Genomic DNA, 9,754 nt, shown 5'->3' on the forward strand with positions numbered 1-9,754 from the left:
AGCATTTATGTGTAAAGGAATTGAACTGGAAGTTGAAGGTGATGCGAACGACTACTTTGGAAAAGGTTTGTCAGGTGGTCACTTAGCCATCTATCCAAATAAACAAGCTCAGTTTGTTCCTGAAAAGAATATCATCGTTGGTAACGTATGCTTCTATGGAGCAACAGGTGGCGAAGCTTACATTCGCGGTGTAGCCGGTGAGCGCTTCTGCGTACGTAACTCAGGTGCCCAGGTGGTTGTTGAAGGAATCGGTGATCACGGTTGTGAATATATGACTGGCGGTAAAGCCATTATCCTTGGAAAAACAGGACGCAACTTCGGTGCTGGTATGTCCGGTGGTGTTGCCTATGTTCTGGATGCCGACGGTACTTTCCCGGCCCAATGTAATATGGAGATGATCGGTCTTGAGAAAGTCGAAACTCCGGAAGAGCAAGCTGAACTGAAAGCTATGATTGAGAAACACCTGGAGAAAACAGGTTCGGCCGTAGCTGAATATATCTTATCTGACTGGGAATATAGCTTATCGAAATTTGTTAAAGTACTTCCGACTGATTACAAACGGATGCTTGGATTTATCGAAAAAGCACGTAACTCAGGTAAATATGAAAAAGAAAGTGATATCATCGATGCTGCATTCGATATGTCATTGGAAAGCTAGTAATTCAACTTTGGAAAGATAAAAATGGGAAAGCCTACAGGATTTTTAGAATATACAAGAGTTGCTAATCCAACTCGTCCAATTCCGGAACGTTTGAAGGACTGGAACGAAGTCTACGTTCTGAGAGATAAAGAAACTTGCGAAACGCAAGGTGCCCGTTGTATGGATTGCGGTATTCCGTTTTGCCATCGCGGCGAATTGATGCACAATGGTGCTTCCGGTTGCCCGGTTTACAACTTGATTCCTGAATGGAATGATTTGATTTACCGCGGACGCTGGCGCCAGGCATTGGATCGTTTACACCACACTAATAACTTCCCTGAGTTTACAGGACGTGTTTGTCCGGCTCCTTGTGAGGCAGGTTGTGTGTTGGGCATTAACGAACCGGCAGTAACGATTCACGATAACGAGCGGACAATCATCGATTTTGGTTTCAAAAACGGATGGGTTGTTCCTGAACCTCCTGAGCATCGTACAGGAAGAACAGTTGCTGTTGTTGGCTCCGGTCCTGCCGGACTGGCTGCTGCAGCTCAGCTGAACAAAGCAGGTCACCTGGTGACTGTTTTCGAACGCGACGACCGTATTGGCGGTTTGTTGATGTACGGTATTCCAAACATGAAATTGGATAAGGGTGTCGTTCAACGTCGGGTTGATATCTTGGCGGAAGAAGGCGTTATCTTTAAAACCGGTGTTGAGGTGGGTAAAGATATCAGCGCTAAAAAATTGCATAAGGAGTTTGATTCAGTTGTTTTAACGACTGGAGCTACGAAGCCACGTGACCTGAAAGTTGAAGGCCGCGAATTGAAAGGCGTTAACTATGCGATGGAGTTCTTGCGCGCTAATACCAAGAGCTTGCTGGATAGTGAATTGAAAGATGGTAACTTCATCTCTGCTGAAGGTAAGAACGTGATTGTCATTGGTGGTGGTGATACCGGTACCGACTGTGTTGCTACGTCATTACGCCACGGATGTAAGAGCGTTCGCCAATTTGAAATCATGCCAAAACCGGCACAAGAGCGTAATCGTGAGGTTAACCCTTGGCCTGAATGGCCTGCATCGCTGAAGATTGACTACGGTCAGCACGAAGCGATCTACAAACAAGGTGAAGATCCTCGTGAATACCTGGTGATGACCAAAAAGTTTGAAGGTGATAAAGATGGTAATTTAGTGGCTATTCACACGGTAAATATCGAGTGGGTGCGCGACGATGAAGGACGTATGTTCCCGAAAGAAATTGCCGGAACTGAACGCCGTCTGGAAGCTGATTTGGTTCTGCTGGCTATGGGATTCCTCGGACCGGAAGATAAAATCGCTGAAGAATTGGAATTCGATCGTGATGGTCGTTCAAACTACCAGGCTGAATACGGTGAATTTAAAACCAGCACCAAGAGAGTATTTGCTGCGGGTGATGCTCGTCGCGGACAATCATTGGTTGTTTGGGCAATCAACGAAGGACGCGCAGTAGCTCGCGAAGTTGACCGCTATTTGATGGGTGACACCGTACTTCCGTAAATCTTGCTATAAAGTTTACATCATAACGCATAGAACAAAAAAATCCCGGCACTAGTCGGGATTTTTTAGTTTACAAGGGAGGTTCTATTCTTTACTTTCAGCTTTTTGAAATACCAGTGTATTGTTGTCGCTTGTCAATATCAGGTGATTGTTATCCCTTTCAATATTGAATGAACCTTGAATAACAGATAAGATTCTCCGTTCCATAGCCATCCGATCGGGTTGGCACATTCGTTTGGTGGCAATAACCCGTTGTATCACCAATTCATCGCCATTACAAACCACTTGTCCACTAAAGGAGTTGCAACCTGTGGAACCCCCAATCCTTGATTCTCCCTGTTTAAGGATTAGCGATATCTGGTAATCTTCCATTTGGTCGTTAATACTGATTAATTCCCAGCTGCCCTGATACTTTTCATATACGTTATCTTTCGTCACCTCCTGCCGGATCGTATGATTGGATTGGGCACAGGACATCACTGTGGTTGACAGCAATGCGAGGGATAGAATAATTATTTTTCTCATTTTAAATTCCTTTTCGATTCTGAAATCAAAAACAATACCAGATTGAAATGGATATCTAAAATGAAGTTGTTTCAGGTGCTGTTTCGGATGAATCCATCCCTCTTTTAACGCGACTTCGATTTTTTAGACAGGGTCTTTAGAGTTCGCTGAGCCTGGTTGATTTGAGAAGAACAGTTGTTGATTGCCTCTCCGAGGTCGAACAGTTTTTGGTTGATGATGGTGGTCCGACTTTCATCTAAAAGTAGCCCCAGTGTTTTTTGGGCAACCGAATTACTTTTCTGGGCTTCCTGCAGGTTGCCTGTTATGCCATCAATCTGATTAGCCATAAGGGAGTCCTCGCTGCTTTTCAAAACATAGCCGATATCATCAGCTTTAAAGAGCGCTTCCTGTAATTTGAAGTCAACACTGTCGATTGAGGCTAACGACTCGAAGCAATAGTATTTTACGTCTTCAACAGTGCTTGCACCGTCGCATAGTCGGATCTGATTGGCAGCTTCCTGTAAGAAATATTGCGCATCATCAACCAGGTCCTTACACTGCCTGATTGTGGCCGAACTTTGGGCCAGGCTACCGGTTGGCAGGCATAGGAAGCTTATGCCCGTTAGGACGATTAGAATGTGGAATACTCTTTTGCCGACTTTCCTCATCCTAAAATGTTTTTATTTCGTTTAACTCTGATAGCATCTGATCGATTTGCTTTTCATATTTAGACTGTTTATTCCTTGGGAGGAGTTCCTGATCGGCTTTGCGTTGATGTTTCCAACGTCTATGCGACCACAGCCAATATTCCGGTTGTTGTTTGATGACCTGCTCAATAATGTCAACATAGCCCAATAAAACACCATGCTCGCCATCTTGTTTTGGACTTAGGCTGATCTCTTTAAACTCAACGATGTACTTACCACGTTTCACCTTATGGATGTGATGATAAAACACCGGGCTGTTGGTTTTTAAGGCAATCTTTTGCGGTCCGCTGAAAAAGGGTGTTTCCTGGTTTAAGAAAGTTGTCCAGTATTGGGCTTCCGAAGGTGGTGTTTGGTCGGCAGCCAACCATAAAAGATTATAATCTGGCCCCTTGTTAATGCTTAGACCTGCCCGTGGGGCCTGATTCATCGGCACTCCCTGAGCTCCGTATTGCTCCCGCATCTGAATCATGTATTTTTCCATGATTGGATTACTTTTCATGGGGCTGTAAACCATCAGCAAGGCATGGTCGAGAACCCGTTGAGAGCATGAGTTCCATTCCCAATTGTTGTAATGGGCGCACAAAACAATAATCCCTCTATTCTCGTGAAAATACTGATTTAATAACTCCGGGTTTTTAAAAGTGACATGTTTTTGCATTTTCTCAATAGACATGCGATGCATCTTGATCGTTTCAACAGTCATATCGCAAAAATGGTGGTAGTATTTGCGGGCAATCTCGTCGATCTCTTGTTCCGTTCTTTCAGGAAAGGCATTCCGGAGATTCTGAAAAACAACTTTTTTACGGTAGCCGATGAGGTAAAATACGAGTACATAAAAGAAGTCAGAAAGCAAATAAAGAACCGGAAGAGGTAAATAGGATAAAGCTTTTAAAAGTACGACTGTCAGTTTTTGGCCAAATGTTTTCATTCGTTTTCTAATCAAACTTCAAAAGTAGAATTATTTGTTAAAAGTTCGGAAATCGGATCTTCTTGAGGATTAATTGGGGCGGGCAATCATAATTCCGGTAAAGGATTTTTTCCCGGCCAGGTAATCAGCAAGGGGGCGATCCGAGATGACAACCTTTTCCCCTGACGAAGAGGCATGCATCAGGTGAACTCGACCATCCTCCCAAATAACAAAGCCTACATGGGCAATGTCCAGACCTGCAATGCTGGTGGTTATGGCAACCAAATCACCATCTTTTAATTGTTTTTCATTAGCCTGAATAGCTGCTTTCGGCAAATAAGATGTTTTTCGCTGGCTGATTAGCTTTTCTTGCTCAGCAATCTTTGCAATAAGTTCAGGATTCTCCTTTAAAACCGGGTAACTGTCGGCGTGTGTCGACATAAAATTGATCGTCTTTTCGAAAGGTGTTTGAAAATCGGAGGAGAGTGGGCTGATCAACCCTTTTTGTTCGTTATTGTATAACCAGTCTGAAAAGTAGTGCAGGCGTGACAGGTAGCCATTGCGCTCGCCATTCCGGTATCGTATTTTCTCCAGTTGGTGAGCATAGGACTCAAAATCGGTTTTTCCGGCTTTAATGGTTGTTGCCAGGGCCAGACACGTTTCGTCGAAGGTCGTGCAATCCACTTCCCGCAGGTTCACCACCAGCTTTTCATCTTTCCCGGTTTCGAGTGTATGCGCAACGTAGGGGGTTCCCATCATGGCTTTCCCGATTTCAATAATTAAGTCTCCGGTCGGCTTTTGGCGATCTGGGGCAAACTCATGCAAATATTTTGAAACGAGCAGGCTGTCATCTTTGCAAGCGATCGGTTTTTCCGTTTGAGCTTTTTGGCTTTGGCTGTTGCAGGCCTGTGTAAACACGAGAAGCAGGATGATTATTGGGATGATCTTCATGTTTTCTGAATTTGTTTTCGAAAGCGGAATTTACAAAAAATATTGACCACGGGTAGGGTATTTCCGAATTGAAACGGTATGAGCGTGAAAAGATGCAAGAATTCCTTAAATTAATTGATCTTTTTATGATCGACGAAATGAAGGAAGGTGACAAGAATACAAAACGTTTTGAACTTTGACAGCGCAAGAATTTAAACGGTTGTTTGATCTGTATTTCGATGCTATCCGGCGGTATGTTTACTATCGATCCGGTAATCGGGAATTGGCTACCGATGTGGCACAGGAGGCTTTTATGAAGCTTTGGGAAAAGCAGTTGACCTTCCATGAAAAAGAAAATGTGGGATTGCTTTACAAAATAGCATCCGATTTATTTGTCAGTCGGTATCGGCATCAGCAGGTTGAATGGGAATATCAGAAGAAGCTGAGCCTGGATATTGAAGATGAATCGCCCGAAGATCAACTGGAATACGGAGAACTAAAGAACCGCTACGAAGAAGCTTTGGGAGCGTTGTCGGAAAAGCAAAGAACAGTGTTCCTGATGAGCCGGATGGATGGCTTGAAATATTCAGAAATTGCTGAACGCCTGGAAGTAAGCGTTAAAGCAGTAGAAAAGCGAATGAGTGCTGCTTTAAGTCAATTAAAACAGAAACTGAGTTGACATGAAAACACAAATGGAACATACAAATTCACCAAATTCGAATTGGGAAGAGGTTGAAAAGCTGAATTCGAAGTTAACCGTGGAGTGGGACGAATCGAAGGACGATATTTGGGCAAAAATGGAAGCTCAGCTGTCGACTCCGAAACCTGCAGGAAAGGTTATTTCAATGCAGCGGACGGTATTTCAGTGGGCTGTAGCAGCTGTTGTTCTGGTGCTGCTTGGTACGACTGCCTTCATGCGGTTTTATACTCAGTGGTCCTTGGTTCCCGATGGCGAACATCGCCTGGTTGAGCTGCCCGATCATTCGAAAGTTCAGTTGAATGCCGGTTCCGAGATTGGCTATCATCCGTATTGGTGGGCATTTTCACGCGAGGTGCAGTTCGATGGTGAAGCTTATTTTGAGGTTGAAAAGGGGAGTAGGTTCCGGGTTGAGTCTGGTAATGGAACGACAACGGTTTTGGGAACCAGTTTTAATATTTATGCCCGTGATGCCAATTACCGCGTAACTTGTTTAACCGGTAAAGTGCAGGTGGAGAATGCCGACGAAACATCGAAGGTGCTGTTGTTGCCAAACGAAAAGGCTGAATTGGTGAGTAACGAGTTGAGAAAAGAGTCGGTTGATGCAGCCCGGGATATCAGCTGGACCAATAATCGTTTCAGCTTTACCAACCGCCCGTTGCGCGAAGTGTTTGAGGAAATTGAGCGGCAATACAATGTTTTGATTGACCTGCCCGACGACCTGAACTTCTCCTATAGTGGTAACTTTGATAAGAACGCTGATGTAAAACAAGTACTGGGATATGTATGTCGCCCGTTTAATTTGAACTTTAAAGAAGAAAAGGCCGGCGTATTCCGGATTGAAAAAATGAACTAACCATCTTGAAAACTTTTGTTCTGCTCTGTTGTCTTTTGCTCTCGGGTATGCTTGCTCACAGCCAGCAGCTCGAACTGCAGTATCGGGAAAAAGCCCTGAGTGAAATCTTATTGGATCTGCGCGATCGTTACGATTTCCAGTTTTCGTTTGACAACGATCAGCTTTCAAACTATAAAATCACCGTTGACCATCGCTTTAAAGATCTTCCGGAGACGTTGGATTTCCTGTTGAAAAACCTTCCGCTGACCTACGAAAAGGACGGAGAGGTTTTTCTGATTTACAATCGACCGCTTATGCATTCGAAGGAATTTACGTTTATCTCGGGGATCGTACAGGACAAATTTACAGGCGAAACCTTACCCTATGCGCATCTTTTTGTCGGGGACAAGGGGATGGTGACTGACCGTAACGGAGCCTTTTCCTGCAATATAACAACCGACAGCCCGGTGCCGCTTCGAATTTCGTACCTCGGTTATTTTCCGGAGGATACGCTCATCACCGTTGGCCTTAATCAACGGTTCAATTTAACGCCCTCCTTCATTCGTCTGAAGGAAATTAAGGTTGAAGGATTGTCGGTAGTTCGCTCGGAACAGATCGGGCAGCAAGCCGGGGAGATTAGGCTCAACCAAAAGGTGGCGGGTAGTTTGCCAGGCTATGGCGACAACTCGGTCTTCAACCTGTTACGCCTTCAGCCGGGGATTCTGGCTGCGGGTGAACAATCCAATGATTTAATTATTCGCGGCAGTTACCAAGGGCAGAGCCAGGTGTTGTTCGATGGTTTCACCCTGTTTGGGATGAAGAACTTCAACGACAACATCAGTGCGGTGAACCCCTTTATGGCGAAAGATATCCGGGTGATGAAAGGTGGTTTTCCGGCAGAGCTGGGTGGCCGGGTTGGGGGTATTGTTGAAATTACGGGGGTAAACGGCAGTACCGACGATTTGCAAATGCAGCTGAGTGTCAATAATATGACCATGAATGGCTGGTTGAGTCTTCCGCTGGGTGGCAAGACCTCGCTGGTGATGGCGATGCGGCAAACCTATTACGAACTGTACGACAAGAATCAGATTACCTTGGGGACCAGTGGTCGTTCGGGGCGGGGAACATCGATTGACCGCTATGTGTATCCCGATTATAACTTCCGGGATTTGAACGTCAAGTTTTCCGGTAAAACGGACGGAGGCGACTTTTATAGTCTGAGCTTTTTCCGTGGTGAGGACAGCTATGTGTACGGACTGGAGTATGAAAGTCGCAGTCAGCAAAATCAGTTGTCCTACGAGGATGAAGAAGATAACCTCCAATACGGGGCTTCGGCTCGTTACAGCAAAGCCTGGAGTAATGGCCTGCGCTCGGAATTAACGGCAGCGTACTCGTCGCTGGAAACGCAGGTGACCAATTTGCGTGAGTCAGCAGGTCAGTCGAGCGGTGGAAGTACCGGTACCGGAGGAAGTGGCAACGGACAGGGTGGAAGTAGCGGCAGCTCAACTTCAGGAACGAGCTGGATTACCAATACCGACGACTACAATCAGAATAAAATTGATGAGCTTCGGCTGGAGCTTCAAAATCATTTGCCTGTCGGTGAGTCTCAAAAGCTGGGATTTGGTCTTGGGCTAACCCAAAACAAGGTGCACTACCGTGAGGATTCGTTCGATGTAAGCCTGGCGCATGAAGAAAGAACCTTGTCGCGCCTGAGTGCTTACTTCGAGGATCACCTGTCGGTTAACAGGCAGCTGCAGATAACTGCCGGCTTACGGGCCGACCTGCCTTTCGATCTCGACCGGCTGGATCTGCAACCTCGATTGTCGGCAGGCTGGGCCTTCACCGATAACTGGAAAGCGACAGCTTCCTTTGGTACTTACCGGCAATACATCTCGCATACTTCGGTGGTAGACCCACTGGGGAACTTTCGTTACCTCTGGACCATTTGTAACGATGGCGATATTCCGGTTTTGGAGTCGCAACAGGCTATCCTGGGGCTGAGTTGGAGCAAGAATGGATATCTGCTGAGTGTCGAGGGCTACCGAAAGCACACCCAAGGGCTGAGTCGTTATGTGGAAACGCTGGACGGCACAGGCTTGTACCAGGGTAAAGCCAAGACTTCTGGTGTGGATTTCCTGGTGAAGAAAGATTGGAAAGGGCATTCGTTTTGGGTGGCTTATACTCTCAGCGAGACCAAAGAACATTTCTCCTATTTCGATACAGCCGACTACTTGCGGGCTTTGCACGACCAACGGCATGAGCTGAAAACAGCGTTGCTGCTGAATTTCAAACCCGTTTATATTTCGGCGAACTACGTTTACGGCTCAGGCTTCCCCGGCTTGCCCGACGATCCAACAGTTGGCGGACGCGCTTATCAACGGCTGGATGCGGCTGTGAGCTATCGCTTCATTAAACCGAAGTACAGCCTCGAAGCCGGTGTGTCGGTCCTTAATGTGTTCAACTACGAAAACATCAAGTACGACAACTTTGTCCGTATTCCCGACGATCAGGATGCGACACTCAACGTATCGGCCGAAGCTGTTCCGTTTACTCCAACCATGTTTCTAAAGGTGACTTTTTAATCGGGAGGAGTTTTATTGACCGGGTGACTTCAAGTCACCCGGTCAATAAGATTTCAGTCATGGGTGAAGCAGTTTTTAACCGCGTTTAATCGGCGGATACAATCCACCGCACCCGATTTACTGTTGAGGGTCTACCGAAGTGTAATGTGCCAACTGGTCTTTCCGTTCCAAGACTACCGACGCGTACGACCACATCGGGCTTCTTAAAACACGGACTACCGACGCGTAATCCAGCAACCTGGTTTCCCTGTTGAGGGTCTACTGGAGTGTAATGTGCCAACTGGTCTTTCCGTTCCAAGGCTACCGACGCGTACGACCACATCGGGGTTCTCTAAACACGGACTACCGACGCGTAATCCTGCAAACTGGTTTCCCTGTTGAGGGTCTACCGGAGCGTAATGTGCCAAATGGTCTTTCCGTTC

Annotated in this window: 10 protein-coding genes; 5 read left to right on the forward strand and 5 right to left on the reverse strand. The window is 46.0% G+C overall.

The window, feature by feature from the left end; genetic code table 11:
- Both AC37HE_RS12860 and AC37HE_RS12865 read left to right on the forward strand, forming a co-directional pair.
- Positions 1 to 658, forward strand: a 658-nt coding sequence (locus AC37HE_RS12860) for a GltB/FmdC/FwdC-like GXGXG domain-containing protein (RefSeq protein WP_500783251.1), incomplete at its 5' end; no start/stop codon positions are given.
- Between the two features lie 24 nt (positions 659 to 682).
- Complete coding sequence (locus tag AC37HE_RS12865; RefSeq protein WP_500783252.1) at positions 683 to 2,170, forward strand: glutamate synthase subunit beta; 1,488 nt, start codon at positions 683 to 685, stop codon at positions 2,168 to 2,170.
- 84 nt (positions 2,171 to 2,254) lie between these two features.
- Here AC37HE_RS12865 and AC37HE_RS12870 read toward each other — a convergent pair whose 3' ends face one another.
- The 4 genes from AC37HE_RS12870 to AC37HE_RS12885 all read right to left on the reverse strand — a co-directional run bounded on the left by AC37HE_RS12870 (position 2,255) and on the right by AC37HE_RS12885 (position 5,239).
- Positions 2,255 to 2,695 (reverse strand): META domain-containing protein, encoded by a 441-nt coding sequence (locus tag AC37HE_RS12870; RefSeq protein ID WP_500783253.1) that lies wholly within the window; start codon positions 2,693 to 2,695, stop codon positions 2,255 to 2,257.
- A 104-nt stretch (positions 2,696 to 2,799) separates the two neighbouring features.
- Positions 2,800 to 3,342 carry a hypothetical protein gene (locus AC37HE_RS12875; protein ID WP_500783254.1) on the reverse strand — a complete coding sequence of 181 codons (543 nt, stop codon included), beginning with the start codon at positions 3,340 to 3,342 and terminating at the stop codon, positions 2,800 to 2,802.
- Between the two features lies 1 nt (position 3,343).
- On the reverse strand, positions 3,344 to 4,309 hold the full coding sequence (locus AC37HE_RS12880; RefSeq protein WP_500783255.1) for a lysophospholipid acyltransferase family protein: 966 nt from the start codon (positions 4,307 to 4,309) through the stop codon (positions 3,344 to 3,346).
- A 69-nt stretch (positions 4,310 to 4,378) separates the two neighbouring features.
- Positions 4,379 to 5,239, reverse strand: a complete 861-nt coding sequence (locus AC37HE_RS12885; protein ID WP_500783256.1) for an N-acetylmuramoyl-L-alanine amidase-like domain-containing protein — start codon at positions 5,237 to 5,239, stop codon at positions 4,379 to 4,381.
- A 175-nt stretch (positions 5,240 to 5,414) separates the two neighbouring features.
- Between AC37HE_RS12885 and AC37HE_RS12890 the strand changes: the two genes are divergently transcribed.
- From AC37HE_RS12890 to AC37HE_RS12900, 3 genes are read left to right on the forward strand one after another with little or no spacing between them, the layout of a single operon-like run.
- Complete coding sequence (locus tag AC37HE_RS12890) at positions 5,415 to 5,897, forward strand: RNA polymerase sigma factor (protein ID WP_500783257.1); 483 nt, start codon at positions 5,415 to 5,417, stop codon at positions 5,895 to 5,897.
- Between the two features lies 1 nt (position 5,898).
- Positions 5,899 to 6,771 carry a FecR family protein gene (locus AC37HE_RS12895; RefSeq protein WP_500783258.1) on the forward strand — a complete coding sequence of 291 codons (873 nt, stop codon included), beginning with the start codon at positions 5,899 to 5,901 and terminating at the stop codon, positions 6,769 to 6,771.
- A 5-nt stretch (positions 6,772 to 6,776) separates the two neighbouring features.
- A complete protein-coding gene (locus tag AC37HE_RS12900) occupies positions 6,777 to 9,332 on the forward strand; it encodes a FecR domain-containing protein (protein ID WP_500783259.1) in 2,556 nt (851 codons plus the stop codon).
- Positions 9,333 to 9,547: 215 nt separating this feature from the next.
- Here AC37HE_RS12900 and AC37HE_RS12905 read toward each other — a convergent pair.
- Positions 9,548 to 9,754 (reverse strand): hypothetical protein (locus AC37HE_RS12905; RefSeq protein ID WP_500783260.1); only part of this gene is annotated, 207 nt, incomplete at its 5' end.

The sequence above is a fragment of the Mangrovibacterium sp. genome (genome assembly GCF_059905295.1).

Bases quoted from the DNA above. Each gene is read 5' to 3' on its own strand.
- AC37HE_RS12865 (WP_500783252.1), top strand. From the start codon at position 683: ATGGGAAAGCCTACAGGATTTTTAGAATATACAAGAGTTGCTAATCCA.
- AC37HE_RS12875 (WP_500783254.1), bottom strand. From the start codon at position 3,342: ATGAGGAAAGTCGGCAAAAGAGTATTCCACATTCTAATCGTCCTAACG.
- AC37HE_RS12895 (WP_500783258.1), top strand. From the start codon at position 5,899: ATGAAAACACAAATGGAACATACAAATTCACCAAATTCGAATTGGGAA.
- AC37HE_RS12885 (WP_500783256.1), bottom strand. From the start codon at position 5,239: ATGAAGATCATCCCAATAATCATCCTGCTTCTCGTGTTTACACAGGCC.
- AC37HE_RS12870 (WP_500783253.1), bottom strand. From the start codon at position 2,695: ATGAGAAAAATAATTATTCTATCCCTCGCATTGCTGTCAACCACAGTG.
- AC37HE_RS12880 (WP_500783255.1), bottom strand. From the start codon at position 4,309: ATGAAAACATTTGGCCAAAAACTGACAGTCGTACTTTTAAAAGCTTTA.